This window comes from Novosphingobium mangrovi (assembly GCF_022818885.1).
Lineage (GTDB): Bacteria > Pseudomonadota > Alphaproteobacteria > Sphingomonadales > Sphingomonadaceae > Novosphingobium > Novosphingobium mangrovi.
On sequence record NZ_JALHAT010000012.1, the window covers coordinates 97523 to 114613 of the forward strand.

The 17091-nt window shown below is 66.3% G+C and carries 17 protein-coding genes; 2 read left to right on the forward strand and 15 right to left on the reverse strand.

Features of this window, described 5'->3' with window-relative positions; genetic code table 11:
- Positions 1 to 8: 8 nt before the first annotated feature.
- The 14 genes from MTR65_RS09110 to MTR65_RS09175 all read right to left on the reverse strand — a co-directional run bounded on the left by MTR65_RS09110 (position 9) and on the right by MTR65_RS09175 (position 14617).
- Positions 9 to 491 carry a nucleotide synthetase gene (locus MTR65_RS09110; protein WP_243799342.1) on the reverse strand — a complete coding sequence of 161 codons (483 nt, stop codon included), beginning with the start codon at positions 489 to 491 and terminating at the stop codon, positions 9 to 11.
- 60 nt (positions 492 to 551) lie between these two features.
- Positions 552 to 2144 (reverse strand): toll/interleukin-1 receptor domain-containing protein, encoded by a 1593-nt coding sequence (locus MTR65_RS09115; protein WP_243799344.1) that lies wholly within the window; start codon positions 2142 to 2144, stop codon positions 552 to 554.
- Positions 2145 to 2344: 200 nt separating this feature from the next.
- Positions 2345 to 4102, reverse strand: coding sequence for a sensor domain-containing diguanylate cyclase (locus MTR65_RS09120; protein ID WP_243799346.1), 1758 nt, complete (start codon positions 4100 to 4102; stop codon positions 2345 to 2347).
- Positions 4103 to 4217: 115 nt separating this feature from the next.
- Positions 4218 to 5981, reverse strand: a complete 1764-nt coding sequence (gene nifA, locus MTR65_RS09125) for a nif-specific transcriptional activator NifA (protein ID WP_243799348.1) — start codon at positions 5979 to 5981, stop codon at positions 4218 to 4220.
- 209 nt (positions 5982 to 6190) lie between these two features.
- Positions 6191 to 6490, reverse strand: a complete 300-nt coding sequence (locus MTR65_RS09130; RefSeq protein WP_243799350.1) for a ferredoxin family protein — start codon at positions 6488 to 6490, stop codon at positions 6191 to 6193.
- Between the two features lie 40 nt (positions 6491 to 6530).
- On the reverse strand, positions 6531 to 7844 hold the full coding sequence (locus MTR65_RS09135) for an FAD-dependent oxidoreductase (RefSeq protein ID WP_084592051.1): 1314 nt from the start codon (positions 7842 to 7844) through the stop codon (positions 6531 to 6533).
- Between the two features lie 14 nt (positions 7845 to 7858).
- Positions 7859 to 8956 (reverse strand): electron transfer flavoprotein subunit alpha/FixB family protein, encoded by a 1098-nt coding sequence (locus MTR65_RS09140; RefSeq protein WP_243799352.1) that lies wholly within the window; start codon positions 8954 to 8956, stop codon positions 7859 to 7861.
- Positions 8957 to 8973: 17 nt separating this feature from the next.
- On the reverse strand, positions 8974 to 9831 hold the full coding sequence (locus MTR65_RS09145) for an electron transfer flavoprotein subunit beta/FixA family protein (protein ID WP_243799354.1): 858 nt from the start codon (positions 9829 to 9831) through the stop codon (positions 8974 to 8976).
- Between the two features lie 4 nt (positions 9832 to 9835).
- Positions 9836 to 10177, reverse strand: coding sequence for a nitrogenase stabilizing/protective protein NifW (gene nifW / locus MTR65_RS09150; protein WP_243799356.1), 342 nt, complete (start codon positions 10175 to 10177; stop codon positions 9836 to 9838).
- Positions 10164 to 10937: a serine O-acetyltransferase gene (cysE, locus tag MTR65_RS09155; protein ID WP_243799358.1), complete on the reverse strand. Its 774-nt coding sequence runs from the start codon at positions 10935 to 10937 to the stop codon at positions 10164 to 10166. Before cysE ends, nifW begins: the two co-directional genes overlap by 14 nt.
- Positions 10937 to 12091: a homocitrate synthase gene (gene nifV / locus MTR65_RS09160; RefSeq protein ID WP_243799360.1), complete on the reverse strand. Its 1155-nt coding sequence runs from the start codon at positions 12089 to 12091 to the stop codon at positions 10937 to 10939. Before nifV ends, cysE begins: the two co-directional genes overlap by 1 nt.
- 34 nt (positions 12092 to 12125) lie before the next feature.
- Positions 12126 to 13331 (reverse strand): cysteine desulfurase NifS, encoded by a 1206-nt coding sequence (nifS, locus tag MTR65_RS09165; RefSeq protein WP_243799362.1) that lies wholly within the window; start codon positions 13329 to 13331, stop codon positions 12126 to 12128.
- A 31-nt stretch (positions 13332 to 13362) separates the two neighbouring features.
- The gene (gene nifU / locus MTR65_RS09170; RefSeq protein ID WP_243799365.1) at positions 13363 to 14283 is read right to left on the reverse strand and encodes a Fe-S cluster assembly protein NifU; all 921 of its coding nucleotides are present in this window, start codon (positions 14281 to 14283) and stop codon (positions 13363 to 13365) included.
- Between the two features lie 13 nt (positions 14284 to 14296).
- The gene (locus tag MTR65_RS09175) at positions 14297 to 14617 is read right to left on the reverse strand and encodes a HesB/IscA family protein (protein WP_243799367.1); all 321 of its coding nucleotides are present in this window, start codon (positions 14615 to 14617) and stop codon (positions 14297 to 14299) included.
- 255 nt (positions 14618 to 14872) lie between these two features.
- Between MTR65_RS09175 and MTR65_RS09180 the strand changes: the two genes are divergently transcribed.
- Together MTR65_RS09180 and MTR65_RS09185 are read left to right on the forward strand one after the other, a co-directional pair.
- Entirely contained in the window at positions 14873 to 15481 is a 609-nt protein-coding gene (locus MTR65_RS09180) for a hypothetical protein (protein ID WP_243799369.1), read from the forward strand.
- Between the two features lie 109 nt (positions 15482 to 15590).
- Complete coding sequence (locus MTR65_RS09185) at positions 15591 to 16655, forward strand: hypothetical protein (RefSeq protein WP_243799372.1); 1065 nt, start codon at positions 15591 to 15593, stop codon at positions 16653 to 16655.
- A 16-nt stretch (positions 16656 to 16671) separates the two neighbouring features.
- Here the strand turns inward: MTR65_RS09185 and MTR65_RS09190 are convergent, their stop codons facing one another.
- Positions 16672 to 17079, reverse strand: a complete 408-nt coding sequence (locus tag MTR65_RS09190) for a Rieske (2Fe-2S) protein (protein ID WP_243799375.1) — start codon at positions 17077 to 17079, stop codon at positions 16672 to 16674.
- Between the last annotated feature and the right edge of the window lie 12 nt (positions 17080 to 17091).

The following is a 17091-nucleotide window of genomic DNA, read 5'->3' on the forward strand; positions in this document are numbered from 1 at the left end:
GGCCTGCCTCAGCCGTCAATCGGCGGCGGATTGGTGATGTCGGGATCGATCGAGATGCCGGTCCAGCGACGGTTCCCCTTCGCGTCTTCCTGCAGGAGATCGACATTGATGTTGAAGGGATGGATCGTGCCGTACTTGCCGCCCGCGTTGAAGCGCGCCTTGAACTGGACCGTCTTGTAGCGCCCGTAGGCCTTGTCGTAATCCGCGTAGACCAGTCCACCATAATAGGACGACAATTCCTCCTTGGTGGTGATCGCTTCGTAGGCATCGGAAAAGAAGAGCTGATCGCCATCTAGCTGGATCGTCACGTAGCAGTCTTCGGTGATCGCGATGTAGTCCTTTCCGGTGTCGGCATCGCGGCAGGACAGGACGACCTGTCCCTCACGGACCGCAAGCGTGACCTTGTACACGACAGAGCGCGCGCTCTGCTCGAGGCTCAGGCTGTCGAAGAATGGGGCCAGCCCATATTGTTTGTAGTTTATCGTCGACATCGCAACTCTTCCTTTCTCTCCTGCGATGGCCTCTCGCAAGGCCTTCCAATACCACCCATGCTAGTCCGAGCCGGCCTGTGGCCAGGGTTCGGAGAAGCGCTTCTTCCAGACCTTCCAGTCATGATTTTCCGGGTCCGAGGCGATCAACCGGTCGAGTTCCTCCTGAGCCCGGCTGCGCATGCGCTGGGCCATCGCGCGAAATCCCATCGCATGGCGCAGCCGCGAGGTGGAATTCATCGCCAGCATCCAGGCCTGGCGATAGGTCGCATTCTTGGGATCGGTATCGAGCAGATCCCGGGAGATTGCCAACTGCTTCTGGCGCTGGGCCAGCGCTTCCTCCTCGCGCCCCTGCCGAAGCAGCGCATCGGCATACCAGGCGTAGCGATTGGCCAGATCGCGCGTGACCTCGGGATTGTCCGGCTGCATCGCATGCACGCGCAGCAATGTCTCCAGAGCCTCATGACATTCCGGCAGGAGATCGGGATTTCCCGCCTCGTCCAGGCCGACCGAACACAGGTTCCCTTGCGCGTAGGCCAGCTCATGGCGGTATTCGGGATTGTTCGGCTCAAGCTGCACCAGCTTTTGTGAAAGAGCCTTGTAAGCCGCGAAATGCGGCAAGGCCTGAAGCGGCTTCTTGCGCATGAAGATCGCGTAGCCCACCCAGAACTCGCTCTGCGCCTGGCCGTAGATCCGCACCGGATCGTCCGGCGCCGCCGCCAGCAGCGCGGCCGTGGCGCGGCTGGCTTCCTGGAACTTGGCAACGGCGCCTTCCACATCGCCGCGGCGATGATCGTCCTCGCCCATGGCGTGCAGGATACGGGCCCTGCGCTCGAGCGAATCCACAGGCAGCGCATCAAGATCGGCCTGCTCGGCGTAATAGTCGAGCGCGCGCGCGTTCACCGTCTCCAGCACGTCGAGCCTGCCCACACCCTTCAACCTCTCACGCAGATCCGTCAGCATGAACTCGATCAGCCCCTCGGCCTGTCTGCGTTGCTCGTCCGCTTCGCGCTGCGCCCTTATGGCGAACACCAGCATGAGGCCCATGACTAGAGCAAGAACACAGGCCAGCGCTGTGATGGAAATCACGCGGCGCAACCGACGCTGGGCGTCGCGCTGGATAATTTCATCGAGGGCGACGCCGGACAGGCCGGCCAGGATCTTGAGGCGGGCAAGCTGGCGTCCATCCTTGTCGGGCCGGAAGTCCGCCGCAATAGGCTCGCGCACCTTGCCGTCGCTCCCCGGCATGACCAGCGCGGCCGGGAAACTTTCCGAAGGTTCGCCGCGCAGCAGGGCGGCGATCACCGGCCGCTCGGGGTGGAGACGGCGAAACAGGGCGATCTCGGCGTTGACCCAGCGCGAGGCCGCCGCCTCGGGCGAACACAGCACAAGCAGCGCGCCCGATCCGGCCAGAGCCTTTTCGACCTCGGAATCGAGACTGCTCGCCGCCGGCAGTTCAGCCCGGTCGCGGAAGATCGGCGCAAGACGCCGGGGCACGCGCCCGCACGGCGTTTCAGAGCCGACAAGGCGCGCAGGGATGCGGTAATTCTCAAGCCAGCGGTGCAGCCGCCCCGCCTCCCGCTCGTCGGCGTGGCTGTAGCTCAGGAAGGCGCGATAGCGATCCTGCGGCGCGGCAATGGCGTCCTCTTGCCTCATGGCTGTGGCGCATTCATCCCAAGCGGCCCCATGACCCGTCCAGACACCGCCTCGGCCGCATGTGCGGTATCCCCCATTTCGCCGGACCACAGCACGTAAACGGCTGTTTTCCCGGGATGGCCCTCGCACCTTGGAATATCACACCGGGGCCCGGACGCAAGCGCCCTCAGCCGCCTGCCGGCACCCGCAGGTCCTACCCGTCAGGCCGCGACCCGCACCCCGTTGCGCCCGGACTGCTTCATCTCCTGAAGGGCAGTGTCGGCGATCCCTTGCGCATCCTCGGGCGTCATGCCCGAACGCAGCTGCACCACCCCGCAGCTCACCGAGGACAGGACAGCCACATCGCCTGCCTGGCAGACCGGGCTTTGCCGCACGGCCTCGGCAATACGCTCACAGATACTGCGCGCGGTCAGGATGTCGCAGCGCAGCAGCAAGGCGAACTGGTCGGCCCCGAGGCGCGCGACGACATCGGTGTCGCGCGCGTTGCGCTTGATACGCCGCGCCACTTCGACAAGCGCGGCATCGCCCACGACCAGGCCATGTTCGTCGTTGATCGTGTGAAAACTGTCGAGATCGACGAGCGCCAGCGAAATCGGGCGCCCCACGTCCTCCATCGCCCGGTCGAGGTGGACAAGGAAGCTTTCGCGCGCGCAGACGCCTGTCAGACGGTCGGTCTCGGAACGGCCGATCAGCGCCAGGTCAAGCGCCCGGCGCTCGGTCACATCGCGCAAGGTCACCACCCAGCCCGAGTGCGCGCGGCCCTGGCGCAGAAGGCCGATGGTCCCCTCCAGGACGAGCGCGGGACGGCGCATCGGGGAGAACTCGATCAGCCGGGTCGCGCCCTGCGGCCCGAAATCCTGACTGCCACAGGCAGTGCCCAGCTCTTCCATGAGATCGTGGACCTGAAGCGAGACCGTCTCGCAGGACCGCCCGATCATCTCCTCGGCCGAAATTCCCAGAAGTGCCTGGACGGGGCCCGTCGCCCATTTGCACTGGCCCGAACTGTCAAAGCCCAGGCACGCGGTGGCCGCGCTCTCCAGCACCTGGCGCAAGGCTTCCTCGCGTTCGGCCAGACGGATCGCCATATGCCGCCGCGACGTCACCAGCGAGGCGACCGGAAGGCAGGTCAGGAGCAGCGCGCCCAGGTAGAGCTGAAAGAACAGCGTCTGAAGCTGCGCAGATACGGGCATGCCCGCAACCGGCCCCTGGCCCACAAGTGTCGCCGCAAGCCCCGTGAAGGCCACCAGCATGACGCCCAGCTTGGTGCCAAGGCGGCCAAGCCGGAACGACAGGTAGGTCACCAGGCACATCGGCAGGAACAGGAGCGGCACGAAGGACTGGGCAAAGACGGCGGCGGTGGTCAGAAGCAGCAGCCCGTAGCCGCCGAGCGCGCTCCACATCTCGCGCCGGTTGGCAAAGCGCAGCCAGCGCACATAGCTGCCATCGAACAGCGCACACAGGAATGGTGTCAGGACCAGCAGGCCCAGCGCGTTGCTGAAATACCAGTTGCCCACCGAGACCAGGAACGGCGCGCCAAAGGCCAGGGCCGTCACCGCCGATCCGATGAGCGCGGCGATCAGCACCGCCACCCCGCCAGCGTAGAGGACGAAGCGCCAGATCGCCCGGTTCGAGGCAAAGATCTCGGACCTCGGCGTGTGGCGCAGCACCAGCCAGGCCGCGAGCAAGGTCTGCCCCATGTTGATCACGCCGTAGGTGACGAGAACGGGAGACCAGCCGCGTGCGACAGTATTCGCCGCCAGGTTTGCGGCCCATCCGGCCGCCAGGACCCACCCCCAGTTGGCGCGCGGTTCCCGCAGGAGGAGGACCAGGATGATGGCATCGGCGGGCCAGATCGTGGCGATGTCGTAGCCATTGCTGGTCAGCTGGATGGCGATCGTGGCGAGCACGAAATACCCCACCGCCGCGATGATCGCGGCATCGGCACGTCGCTCGAGCACAGCACGCGATTCGGAGCCTGAGTTCACCATCCTCGCCCCGATAATCCGGCAAGGGTTAACCCAATGTATACCTGTCCAACAAAACCGGTGGAAATCCCGGAAAACCGTGGCATTATCAGAACTTGCGCACCTCTATGTCGTACTTGCGGATGGCATAGCCGATCTGGCGCGGGGTCAGTCCCAGCAGCCGCGCCGCCTTGGCCTGAACCCAGCCCGCCCCTTCCAGGGCATCCAGCAGCTCAGCCCGGCTCACCTTGACGTTGTCGAGCGGCATGTCGCGGTCCGGTTCGCGCCGGGGAAGGGGAATGGCCGGGGCCTCGCCTCCGCGCTCTGCTGCCACGCCCCCCTGTTCCTCGCGCAGGCCCGGCTGGACGATGGGAAAGGGATCGGAAACCGCCGTTTTCCAGAGCATCGCGGAAAGGCACTCGTCGTTGCGGCAGGCAAAGTCGCGCGCGTCGATCCGGTCATCGAGCGAGAGCGTGGCGGTGCGCCGGATACAATTCTCCAACTCGCGCACGTTGCCGGGGAAGTAGCAGCTTTCCAGAACGTCGAGCGCGGAGGGGCTCAGCTCGTGCTCGGTGTGGTGCTCCTGGTCGAAGCGGCGCAGGAATTCGCGCGCAAGCTGGGGGATGTCCTCGCGCCGGTCGCGCAGCGCGGGCAGGCGCACCGAGACGACATTGATGCGGTAGTAGAGATCGGCCCGGAACTCGCCCTTGGCGACCGCTTCCTCCAGGTTGCGGTTGGTCGCGCAGACGAGCCGCACGTCGACCTTGATCGTCTGCGTGCCGCCCACCCGCTCGAACTCACCTTCCTGCAGCACACGCAGGAGCTTGACCTGGAAGGCCTGCGAGGTGTCGCCGATCTCGTCGAGAAAGAGCGTGCCGCCATCGGCCAGTTCAAAGCGACCCTTGCGCTGGGCGACCGCGCCGGTGAAGGCGCCCTTCTCGTGCCCGAAAAGTTCGGACTCCAGGACGGATTCGGGAAGCGCGGCGCAGTTGAGCTTGATGAAGGGCTTCTTCGCGCGCGGGCTGAAATCATGGGTCGCGCGGGCAAACAGCTCCTTGCCCGTCCCCGATTCCCCGCGCAGCAGCACCGCCGAGTGGCTGCGCGCGACACGGCGGATGCGCTGCAGCGCCTCGCGCAGCGCCGGGCTGGAGCCGACGATGTCCCCCTGCTCGCCCGCGTCTTCGTCTTTGGCCTCGGCGCTGCGTGCGCGGCGGGCAGAACCGCCCTCGAGCCCCTTCTCGAGCAGACGGTGCTGATCCATCAGCCGCTCGCGGTCACGCTGGACGAGCTTGAGCAGCCGCACCGTCTGACCGATCAGGTTTGCGACCATGGTCAGGAAACGCACGTCCTCATCCGCCGCGTGGTAGGTCGTCGTCTCGTCCCAGATCTGTTCGATGGTGAGCGTGCCCACCACTTTCAGGCGATCCTTGATCGGCACCCCGATGAAGGAGACCCGCGCGCCGGGCGGGAGCGGCCCATCGAAGGACCAGTCGGGAAACAGCGCGCTGCGCTCCATGTTGTGGACCACCACCGGCATCCCGGTGTCGTAGATCTGGGCGACCGCACGTTCGGGCTGACGGCCCATCCACAAGTGCGCGCGCTCCTCGCTCCAGCCGATCCCCACGACGCTGGTGGGCGCGCCCTCCTCGTCGAGCAGGGTGACGAGGCCGTGGCGCATGTCGAGGAAGCTGGAAAGCAGCGTCAGCACGTTGGTGAGCGTCGCCTCCAGCCGTCCCGGCACGGCGAGGACCTTGGAAATCTCGTAGACGCCGCGCAGCGCGATATCCGCGCGCGTGTGGCTGGGGCCGCGGCTGTAGCTGCTCACGGAGTAACCGGCCGTAGCGGGGGCGACTGTCGATGCATGCGTACCCATGACGGAAGCCTTTCTGCCGTCAGCGCATTCCTCTCCATTTCCCGGTTCCGGCACAGCTCCCTTGCGGAGTCGGGCCCGCTTCTCTTCGTGGTTCGACGTGTCTTGATTTGGACAAACGTCTCAAATCCCAAGCGATTCGACAAGAGAATAAGCGCCCTCCCCCAGGACTTCCTTACAGTAATCTGACAAAATCATGCCTCTGCATGACTTTATCCGAACTTGTAGAGCACCCCGAAACCGCCGCGCGGATAGTTCCACTCCACTTCGCCCGTCTTGCGCGTGACGATACGGCAGGTCCCGCATTCCAGACACCCATCGGCGGCCACTTCGACCTGGCCGGATTCGGTCACGGCATAGCATCCCGCCGGGCACAGGCGGGTCATCGCCAGAAGGCTGGCCGAGGGGGTCTCGTGCTCACGCACGCGGATATGGGGCTTTCCGGCATCGACGAGGTAGCGGTTCTGAAACAGCTTCTCCTCGACCTTGGGAGCGGTGGCGATTTCGGTCATTGCGCGTCTCCTTTCATGGTTGGTTGGAATGCGAGCCCCCTCAGCGCCAGGCGCGGGCCACGCGCCAGGCATCGCCGAGCAGACCGCGCAGGCTGCGGCTGTCGCGAAAGCTCTTGAGGATGGCCTTTTCCTTGGTCTTCTTGTCGACCCCGTCGACCCGGAACCAGGTCTGCATGGCCTGGCTGAAGAGGCGCGGATAGGTGCCGAAGAAGGTCGTCTTGTTGGCGTCGAGCAGCCCGGGGATCCCCTTGTACTTCTTGAGATCCTTCATCACGAAGGTCGCTTCGAGGCGCCGCTCGTACTCCTTGAGGGTATAGCCATCCATCGCCTCGCCCTTGCGGTGGAGCGCGACCACGGTCTCGGCCGCGATGCGCCCCGTCGTCATGGCCAGGTTCGAGCCCTCGCGGTGGACCGCGTTCACGAACTGCCCGGCATCGCCGACCACGATCCAGCCATCGCCGGTGAGCTGCGGGATCGCCTTGTAGCCCCCTTCCGGGATCAGGTGGGCGGCGTATTCCTTGACTTCCGAGCCTTCGAGCAGCGGCGCGATCGAGGGGTGCGCCTTGAAGGCTTCGAGCAGTTCGGCCGGTGTTGCCTCCCCTTCGGCGAAGTCGGAGACGATGCAGCCGATGCCCACCGAGATCGATTCCTCGTTGGTATAGAGGAAGCCGGTGCCGGTCATGCCGCGCGTGATCGTGCCCATGGCCTCGATCACCACGCCTTCGTTGCCCTTCAGGTTGAAGCGCGCCTCGATGGTTTCGCGCGGCAGGAAGTGCATTTCCTTGACCGCCAGCGCGACGCTTTCGGGCGCGATCTCGGGGCGCAGCCCGGAGCGCTGGCCGACAAGGCCGTTGACCCCTTCGGCCAGGATCACGACGGGCGCGAAGATCGGGTTGCCCTGGCGGTCGGTGCGCACACCGATCACCCGGCCGGTGAGGTCCTTGACCAGTTCGGTCACGGTCGTCTCGCACAGGACCAGCGCGCCCGCCTCCTTGACCTTGGCGGAGAACCACTTGTCGAACTGCGCGCGCAGGATCGTGTAGCGGTTGGGCTTCTCCTCGTTGAAGTCGCCCGAACGGTAATGCATCCCGGTGTGCGAAGTGTCGTCCATCGACCACATGCGCTGCTCGATCACGTGGCGTTCCAGCGGGGCTTCCTCGCGAAATTCCGGGATGATCTTCTCGAGCGCGTCGGAATAGAGGATCGCGCCCTGCACGTTCTTCGAGCCTGCGTACTCACCGCGCTCGATCTGGAGGACGCTCAGCCCCTCCTTCGCCAGGGTATAGGCCGCCGCGTTGCCCGAAGGCCCGGCTCCCACGACAATCGCATCGAACGTGTCCTCCATCTCGGCCATGGTCTCTCTCCTTCTCAGCTGGCCATCCGGGTGACGCGCAGGCGCCGCGCAAAGGCCTCGGTCAATGCGGGCAGCAGCGTGACCGCGTCGGCAACGATACCCAGATGCGCGAACTCGAAGATCGGCGCCCTGGGGTCGGTGTTGATGGCAAGGATCAGGTCGGCGCCTTCCACCCCGACCCGGTGCTGGATCGCCCCGGAAATCCCCGCCGCGATGTAGAGCCGGGGCCGGATGGTCTTGCCGGTCTGGCCGATCTGGCGGTCCGAGGTGATCCAGCCCTTCTGCACCAGCGGGCGCGAACCGCCGTATTCGGCGCCCAGCACCGCGGCGAGGTCCTTCACCAACTGGAAGTTCTCGACCGAGCCCAGGCCCAGGCCGCCAGCCACGACGACGTCGGCATAGGGCAGCGCGGCCTTGTCGCTGTCGCGATCGGCGATGAAGTCGAGCACCTTGGTGACGACATCGTCCTCGGCGATGTTGGGCGCAAACTCGACGATGCGTCCGGTGCGGCCCTCCTCGCGTTCGGGCATGGCCATGACGCGCGGGCGCACGGTCGCCATCTGCGGGCGGAAGTTGAGCGTGAAGATCGTGCACAGGAGCGAGCCGCCGAAAGTGGGCCGGGTGGCGGCGAGCGAGCCGTCCTCGTCGATGGCAAGCTCGGTCGAATCCGCAGTGAGGCCGGTCTTGAGCGTGGTCGCCACCGAACCCGCCAGATCACGGCCAAGGTTGGTCGCGCCCAGCAGCAGGATCTCGGGCTGGTAGGTGTTGACGATGTCGGTCAGGACCTGCGTCGAGGTTTCGTTGCGGTAATGCTTCAGGGCCGGATCGCAGGCGATGTAGACACAGTCCGCGCCGTATTCGAAGCAGTCCTGCGCCGCCTTGCCCAGCGCCTCGCGGTCATCGCCCATGAGAACCGCGGCGAGGTCCACGCCGCGCTTGTCGGCGAGCTTGCGCCCTTCACCCAGAAGCTCGAAAGAGACCGAATGGACGGCCCCGTGCTCGATCTCGACCGCCACCCAGACGTGCTTGTACGCCTTGAAGTGTTCGGGCAGTTCCTTCTTCGTGTTGGCACGGCCTCCCTTGGCGGGAGCGGGCTTTGCTGCATCGGCCATCGGTCCGGCTCCTTCTCTCAGACGTAGTGGTGGAGGGCCTGGGCGGTGAGGTCGTCCTCGACGCCCGGTGCCCTTGCGAAGATCGCGTCGACGACGGCGCGCGCCTTTGCGTCCATGGTGCCTTCGGCCTCGATCATCTCGGCGGCTTCCGAGCGCGCGGTGGGTGCAAAGACCTTCTTCACGATGGTCGGCGAGCCACGCAGGCCACACCTCGTCAGGTCCTCGATGCCGACATCGGACGCGTTCCAGGTGATGATTTCGGCACGCGCGGCTTCCAGCGCCTGCGCAATCGTGCCGCGCCGCATCTCGTTGGTCGCCTCGAGCATGGTGATCAGCACGGGCAGCTTCGTTGCCAGCACCTGCGTGCCTGTCTCGGCGCGGCGCTCCACGGTGATCCGGCCGGCCTCAAGGTCGGTCGCGACGATCTTCGAGATGTAGGTCAGCTGGTTGAGCTTCAAGCGACTGGCGATGCCAGGCCCGACCTGCGCGGTGTCCCCGTCGATGGTCTGCTTGCCGGTGAAGACGATCTCGGGCGTGCCGAATTCTTCACCAATCTTCGTCAGCGCCATCGAGAGCGCGTAGCTCGTCGCCAGCGTGTCGGAACCTGCGAAATAGCGGTCGGTCAGCAGCACCGCGCGGTCTGCCCCGAAGGTCAGCGCCTTGCGCAGCGATTCCGAGGCCGTGGGCGGGCCCATGCACAGCGCCGTGACGGTCGCGCCGAGGCGGTCCTTCAGGCGCAGCGCCTCTTCCAGCGCGAAGAGATCGTAGGGGTTGATGATGGTCGGCACGCCCTGGCGCATGATCGTGTTCGTGACCGGGTGGACACGGATCTGCGCGCTGTCGGGCACCTGCTTGATGCACACCACGATATGCATTGTCTCAGCCTCCTGTCAGGGCATCGAGCGGCACGAAGGGCCGGTTGGGTTCGGGTTTGGGCGCGACGGCGTCCTTGTGGACCTTGAACAGGCGCTCCGCGATCGGCGAGGAGGCCACGAAGTCCGCGTAGGCCTGCGCGAGGTGTTCGCCGCAAAGCGCGTAAAGCTCGCTATCGTCGGCGCTTTCCAGCGCGCCCTCGACCTCGCTGCCGCGCAGGTACTGGCCCATGCGGCGCAGGATGTGGAGCCGCGCGACCTGGACCACCTGCGGGTCGTAGTCGACGCCGAGCAGTTCGAAGAAGTCCTCCGCGCTGGAGAGCTGGTGCAGTTCGTCAAGCAGGCTCATGGCTGTCCTCCTGAAGAGCGAAATCGGGGCAGACCGGAGCGCGCCCCTCTCTATGGGCGTCCCTGTGAGCAAGGCGCGCCTCCAGAAACTCGATGCGGTCGAGCAGCTCGGACACCGCCTCGCCCACGGGATCGGGCATGAGATGATGGTCAAGGTCGATCCGGCCCGAGACGCGGCGGCGCTCGGTGGCCCCGCGCACCACGCGCCCGGGAATGCCGACGACTGTCATGGCGGGCGGAACGGGATCGACGACCACGCTGTTCGCCCCCACACGCGCGCCCTTGCCCACGGTGATCGGGCCCAGGATCTTGGCGCCGCAGCCCACCAGCACGCCGTCTTCGAGCGTGGGATGGCGCTTGCCCGGCGCCCAGCTCGTGCCGCCCAGCGTGACGCCGTGGTAGAGCGTGACATCGTCGCCAATTTCGGCGGTCTCACCGATGACGACGCCCGCGCCGTGATCAATGAAGAAGCGGCGGCCGATGCTCGCGGCAGGGTGGATGTCGACATTGGTGAGGAGGCGCGCCAGCCAGCCCAGGAAACGCGCCGGGAAGCGCAAGCCCACCTGCCACAGCGCGTAGGCCAGCCGGTGCCAGATGATCGCGTGGACGCCCGGATAGGTCAGCAGGACTTCCAGCGCCCCGTTCGCCGCCGGATCGCGCGCGGCCACGCACCCCACGTCCTCGCGCAGGAGGACAAGGAGCGAGGGCCGCGCCCCTACAGGCGGTGCGCCAAGCGTGTCGAAGGGCGTGGCGACGGGCATCACAGCGCCCTTTCAGCCATGCCGGTACGGCAATAGATCAGCGCCAGATCAGCGAGTTCGACGCCCTTCTTGGTGTCGAGTGCCCTGGCGCGCACGTCGGCCAGGATCCGTCCCAGCCGCTCCTGGTCGGCCTCAAGGCCAATCGAGCGCAGGCTGGAAGTGATCGCCGCGCGCCCCGAATGGCGCCCCAGCATGATCCGCCGCTCGCGCCCGAAACGCGCCGGGTCGAGCGCCTCGTAGGTCTCCGCATCGCGCAGGAGGCCCGAGACGTGGATGCCGCTCTCATGGGTAAAGACCATCGAGCCGACGATGGGCTTGTTCTCCGGGATCGGGCGTCCGGCGGCGAGCGCCACCGTTTCGGCAAGACGCGCGAGCTGGAGAAAGTCGATGCGCGTGGTGCGCCCGAGCGTCTCGCCCAGCGCCGTCACCACTTCTTCAAGCGGCGCGTTGCCCGCCCGCTCGCCCAGCCCCAGCACGCAGACCGAAACGTGGGTCGCGCCGCCCCGCACGGCCGCCAGCGTGTTGGCCGTGGCCAGGCCCAGGTCATCGTGGCCATGGAATTCGAGCTCGATGTCGGTCTCACGCGCAAGTTCGCGGAAGATCTCGTGGGTGCCGAACGGATCGAGCACGCCCAGCGTGTCGGCGTAGCGAAAGCGGTGCCCGCCCGCCTCCTCGATGGCGACGACCACGCGCTTCAGGAAATCAAGATCGGCGCGGCTGGCGTCCTCGCCGCCGATGGAGACGCGAAGCCCCCGGTCGAGCGCGTAGCCCACGACTTCTTCGATGCGCGCCAGCACATCGGCGCGGCCGGTGCCGAACTTGGCGCGGATCTGGCGGTCCGAGACAGGGACCGAGAGGTGTACGCGCTCCACCCCGGTGCGCGCGGCGGCGTCCACATCGCTGCGCGTCGCGCGGCACCAGGGGATGATCTGGGCTGTCCTGGCCTGCTCCACCATAGCGCGGATCGCGGCCTCATCCTCCATGCCCATGGCCGGAGTGCCTGCCTCGATCTCGTCGACGCCCGCAGCTTCCAGAGCCGCGGCAATCGCCATCTTCTCGGCAAAGCTGAAGGCCACGCCCGGAGACTGCTCACCATCGCGCAAGGTGCTGTCATTGACGACGACAGGCGGGAAATTGGGCAGGAAACCGGACATGGCAGTCAACTCCAATAAGGGGGAATGGACAGGATCAGGCGTAAGTCGGGTTGAAGGCCCCTTCCTTCTCGCGTTCGCGCCAGAAGGGGCTCATCTCGCGCAGGCGCGCGATGATCTGGGGCATCACTTCCAGCACGCGCTCGACATCGGCCTCGGTGTTCTCGCGGCTGAAAGAAAAGCGGATCGCACCGTGGGCGGCGGTGTAGGGCACGTTCATCGCGCGCAGCACGTGGCTGGGTTCGAGCGAGCCGGACGTGCAGGCCGAGCCCGAGCTTGCCGCGATGCCTTCCCGGTTCATCAGGAGCAGGATCGCCTCGCCCTCGATGTACTCGAAGGCGACATTGGCGGTGTTGGGCAGGCGGTTTTCGACATCGCCGGTCGCAAAGGAATGGCTGATCGCGCCGAGCAGGCCCTCCTCCAGCCGGTCGCGCAGCGCGGCGACGCGGGTCTGCTCCTCGGCCATGTATTCGCCCGCAAGCTCAGCCGCCCGGCCAAGCCCGATGATGCCCGGCGCATTCTCGGTGCCCGCACGCCGGCCGCGCTCCTGGTGGCCGCCGCGCACGAGCGGACGCAGCCGCACGCCCTTGCGCACGTAGAGCGCGCCCACGCCCTTGGGGCCGTGCAGCTTGTGGCCAGAGAGCGAGAGCATGTCGATCTCGGTCGATTTCAGATCCATCGGGATCTTGCCGACCGCCTGCACCGCATCGGTGTGGAACAGCGCGCCCGCCTCGTGGGCCATCTCGGCGAGCTTCGCGACGGGGAAGATCGTGCCCGTCTCGTTATTGGCCCACATTATCGAGACGATGGCAGTGCGGGGGCCCAGCGCCTTGCGGTAGGCTTCCATGTCGAGGCGGCCCTTGGCGTCGACCGGGATGATGAGGACCTTGGCCTGCCCGGTCTTTTCAAGGTGGGCGACGAGGCTGAGGACGGCCGGGTGTTCGACCGCCGAGGTGATGACCTCATCGCGCCCCTTCTGGGTCTCGAGCGCAGAAAGGATCGCCATGTTGTCCGCCTCGGTCCCGCCCGAGGTATAGACGATCTCATGGTCGAACTCGGCGCCGAGAAGCTCCTGGAGCTGCTTTCGCGCCTTGGCGAGCGCCCCGCCCACTTCCGAGCCGAAGGCGTGCATCGAGGAGGCGTTGCCGAACTGTTCCGAGAAGTAGGGCATCATCGCCTCGACCACGCGCGGGTCGCAGCGGGTGGTGGCGTTGTTGTCGAGGTAGACCGGGTCGTTGGCCATGGTGGGGGCTCCTTCGCGTCGGTTCGTGGGCTCAGTGAACGGGGGCGGCGGGGATGACGAGGAGCGGCACGCCAACGGCTTCGACCAGCCGTGCCTGCACGCCTTCGATGGTCGCTCCGGAGAGGTGGCAGCCCACGCAGGCACCCGTCAGCTTGACGATGACGCGGTTGCCCTCGACATCGACCAGTTCGCAGTCCCCGCCATCGCGCTGGAGCGAGGGGCGGATCGCTTCGATGGTTTCCTCGATCAGTTTGATCTTCTGGAGCGTCGTCAGCGGCGCCTTGCTTTCCGTCGGCTTGACGACGACTTTCTTCGGCTTGGCGAGCACCGGCACGGCACCGGGCACGAAGGCCTCCTGCGCGGAAAGAATGCCTTCCTCGACCATCTGCGCGTTCACGCGTTCGAGCACCGCCTCGATGCCTTCGGCGCAGGTCGCGCACGAGCCGCCCGCCTTGGTGAAGTTGGTGATCTCCTCGACCGCGGTCAGGGTGTTGGCGCGGATCGTGCGCTCGATCATGCCTTCATCGACGCCGAAGCACTTGCAGATGAGCGCGCCTTCCTCGTGGTCATCGACCCATTCCTCGCCGCGGTAATTGGCGACGGCCGCCTGCAGCGCCTCGTAGCCCATGACCGAGCAGTGCATCTTTTCGGGCGGCAAGCCGCCGAGGAAATCGGCGATGTCCTGATTGGAGATCTGCATCGCCTGCTCGATGGTCTTGCCGATGATGAGCTCGGTCAGCGCCGAGGAGCTGGCAATCGCCGAGCCGCAGCCGAAGGTCTGGAACTTGGCCTCGGTGATGACCTGGCTGACCGGTTCGACCTTGATCATCAGGCGCAGCGCGTCCCCGCAGCTGATCGCGCCGACATCGCCCACGCCGTCCGCGTCCTCCAGAACCCCGCTGTTCTTGGGGTTGAAGAAGTAGTCTTTGACCTTCTCGCTATATTCCCACATGTGCCGGTCTCCCTCAGCCGAATGACTTGCCGCACGAGCAATTGTTCGATGCGTTCGGATTTTCGAAGGTGAAGCCCGATCCCTCGAGCGCCACGACGAAGTCGATGGTGGTGCCTGCCAGGAGCGGCTGGCTGACGGGGTCGATGAAGACCTTGAGGTCCTCCTTCTCGACCACGGCGTCGTCGGCCTCGGGCTCGGCGACGAGCCCCATCATGTACTTGTAGCCCGCGCATCCCCCGGCCTCGACCTGGATCCTGAGGCCGGCCGGCGCGCTGTCGGCCTTGGCTATGGCGCTGCGCACGGCGTCCTGGGCACTGTCGGTGAGAACGATCACAAGGCTTCTCCTCGCAGATGTTGCGAAGGACCATCAGCAAGGCGCGTGCCAGTTGCGCAAAAGCCCGCAATTGCAGGAAGGGCGCGCGCACCCACGCGTGCTCAGAAGCCCGTCCATGTCGGTTTCGTCACATTTCGGACAGCGCCGGTGTTGCGTTGCACACAAAGGCAGCCGGGCGCGCGCCTTCGCGCTCACGAAACGGCGAACGGCCCGCTTCGTGCATGACGCGAGCGCCCCCTTTCAAGGAGTGAAGTCATGTCGACGCTTACGGCCCCTGTGATCAGCGATACCCCCTTCGGCGCGCTTGCCGCGCAGCACCGCCTCCACAACGCCGTCCTCAAGGAACCGATGCCTGCTCCGGGCACCTTCGGGTTTCGCGGGGACATTGCCCTCGCCTTTCAGGACCAGGTTGCAGACGAGGCCCGCCCGCCTGCCTATTCGCTCGAACAGGTGCTCGCGGTTGGCGATGCGGCGAGCGCAAAGATCCCGGTGCTGGCCGGCTACCTCCACAACTTCGCGTGGCTCAAGGATGCAGGCGAAGTGCTGGCCGACTATCTCGTGCCCGAGGGCACCTATGTCTTCTTCGTCAACAACATCGACTTCCTGAAGACCTACAGCGTGGCCCTGCCGGGCGGCGCCACCGCCAAGGTCCTGCCCCTCGACGAATCGACGGTGTGGAAGGAAGTGCTGGAACTGGCCGGTGTCGAGAAGACCGACGTCAAGAAGATGAGCGGGCCCGAAAAGCTCGAATATGTGCTCGCCCAGCTTGCGGCCACGAAGATGGACTACCCCGCGATCTCCTACGAGGACGGGGTCGCCGCGATGGAGCCGGTGCGCAACCGCAACGAAAACCGCCCCGTCTGACGCGCGCACCCGATCGGGCGGGCCTCCCGGGCCGGATGCGGTGTCCCCCTTATCGCATCCGGCCCCGGTCGTGGTAGCCTGCGCAGGCGAATCGCAAGGGAGAGAGGCGATGGCATCCACGGTGTCCCATCTCGTGACGGCCGAGCAGGCCGAACTGCAAAGCGCGCCCGCCAAGGCGCTGCGCGCGCCCATGACCGCCTCGCTTCTGGGGCTGGAATGGCGCAACGCCGCGCTCGACGCGCTGTTCTACGACATCGAGGGGCTGGAGAGCGAGGACGTCGCCAGGCTCGCAGCCTGGGATGCGCCCGAGGGCGCGCTGCTCCTCGTACCGCCTGCGGGCAAGGGCGAGGTGCAGGTCTTCAGCGAGCTTCAGGCCTTCCTTGATGCGGGTGGCGGCGAAGCCAGGGCGCTTGCTGTTGCGGGTGTGGGCAGTTCCGCCATTGGCTCGGCCGCCTTCGCGCGCGACATTGCCGAAGCGCTGGGCGGTTCGGTGGCGGCAGTCGTGTCGGGCTACGGCCTCTCCGATGCCCTGACCGAGGCGCTGGGCGGCTTCTTCTGGTTCGGCGCGCTCAATTCGATGCGCCACGCCTTTGAAGGGCTCGACCGTGCGGCGCGCACGCTCTCGGACCGTTCGCCCTCGCTCACCTCGATCGAGGCGGACAGCTTCCTCAGGCTGTCCAAGGACACCGCGACGCTGATCGCGCTTCTGGAAAGCCCGCATTGCAAAATCCCGCTGCTGGTCGGGCACTCCAAGGGCAATCTCGTCCTTTCCGAAGCGCTCTACGCGCTGCGCAAGCAGGAGAAACTGGGGCCTGTCGCCAAGCGCACGCAGATCGTCACGATCAGCGCCAAGGTGGGCATGCCACGCGAGTTCATCGGCAAGGTCTTTGACGTGATGGGCCAGTTTGACAGCTTCGGCGCGCTCAATTCGCGCCCCGACATCAAGGCCGACTACCTGGTCCCAGGCGCCTGGCATTCGACCAACCCGAACTTCCCGATGGGCATGGGGATCGACGTCACCAAGGTCCTCAAGACCGTACTGCCGCTGCTGGGCACGCAAAAGCGCCCCACCAACACGAATGCGCAGGCCGCGACCGTGCTCGACCTGCCGCAGTGGCTGACCGGCACCTTTGCGACCGCGCCCTGGATGCTGGCGCGGCCGATGACGCTGTAAGGCGCGGCAAGCGGCGCTATTCGAGGCCCTCGCCGCTGTCGAAATCGTCGTCCTCGACAAGGCCCGGTGCGCGCAGGCAGATGTCCTCGTCCGCATCGATCTCCACCTCGATGGCGGTGAGCCGCTCGCCAAGGCAGGGCCCCGCCACGCATTCGCCCGAGCCCAGATCAAACAGCGCGCCGTGCTTGCCGCACTGGATGCGCGTCCCCTCACCGTCGAGGAATTCGCCCTCTTCCCAGTCCAGGTTGGTGTTCTGGTGCGGGCAACGGTTTTCAAAGGCGCGCACGTTGCGCCCCCAGCGCAGGACGAAGATCGGCCAGGGCCCGACCCGCCCGTCCTCCTCGCGCCGGGCCAGCACGAACGGCACCGCGCGGCGGTTGGGAATATCGGAGACCGCGCAGATCGCGAAAGGCGGAAGGGTCATCGTCTGCGTCTC

What these genes read in the sequence shown, in the direction of transcription:
- MTR65_RS09135 (WP_084592051.1), bottom strand. Translation starts at nt 7,844, where the DNA reads ATGGCCGAGATGGAGGACACGTTCGATGCGATTGTCGTGGGAGCCGGG.
- MTR65_RS09140 (WP_243799352.1), bottom strand. Translation starts at nt 8,956, where the DNA reads ATGGCCGATGCAGCAAAGCCCGCTCCCGCCAAGGGAGGCCGTGCCAAC.
- MTR65_RS09190 (WP_243799375.1), bottom strand. Translation starts at nt 17,079, where the DNA reads ATGACCCTTCCGCCTTTCGCGATCTGCGCGGTCTCCGATATTCCCAAC.
- cysE (WP_243799358.1), bottom strand. Translation starts at nt 10,937, where the DNA reads ATGCCCGTCGCCACGCCCTTCGACACGCTTGGCGCACCGCCTGTAGGG.
- MTR65_RS09145 (WP_243799354.1), bottom strand. Translation starts at nt 9,831, where the DNA reads ATGCATATCGTGGTGTGCATCAAGCAGGTGCCCGACAGCGCGCAGATC.
- MTR65_RS09180 (WP_243799369.1), top strand. Translation starts at nt 14,873, where the DNA reads ATGTCGACGCTTACGGCCCCTGTGATCAGCGATACCCCCTTCGGCGCG.
- nifS (WP_243799362.1), bottom strand. Translation starts at nt 13,331, where the DNA reads ATGGCCAACGACCCGGTCTACCTCGACAACAACGCCACCACCCGCTGC.
- nifA (WP_243799348.1), bottom strand. Translation starts at nt 5,981, where the DNA reads ATGGGTACGCATGCATCGACAGTCGCCCCCGCTACGGCCGGTTACTCC.
- MTR65_RS09130 (WP_243799350.1), bottom strand. Translation starts at nt 6,490, where the DNA reads ATGACCGAAATCGCCACCGCTCCCAAGGTCGAGGAGAAGCTGTTTCAG.
- nifV (WP_243799360.1), bottom strand. Translation starts at nt 12,091, where the DNA reads ATGTCCGGTTTCCTGCCCAATTTCCCGCCTGTCGTCGTCAATGACAGC.
- MTR65_RS09110 (WP_243799342.1), bottom strand. Translation starts at nt 491, where the DNA reads ATGTCGACGATAAACTACAAACAATATGGGCTGGCCCCATTCTTCGAC.
- MTR65_RS09185 (WP_243799372.1), top strand. Translation starts at nt 15,591, where the DNA reads ATGGCATCCACGGTGTCCCATCTCGTGACGGCCGAGCAGGCCGAACTG.
- nifW (WP_243799356.1), bottom strand. Translation starts at nt 10,177, where the DNA reads ATGAGCCTGCTTGACGAACTGCACCAGCTCTCCAGCGCGGAGGACTTC.
- MTR65_RS09115 (WP_243799344.1), bottom strand. Translation starts at nt 2,144, where the DNA reads ATGAGGCAAGAGGACGCCATTGCCGCGCCGCAGGATCGCTATCGCGCC.
- nifU (WP_243799365.1), bottom strand. Translation starts at nt 14,283, where the DNA reads ATGTGGGAATATAGCGAGAAGGTCAAAGACTACTTCTTCAACCCCAAG.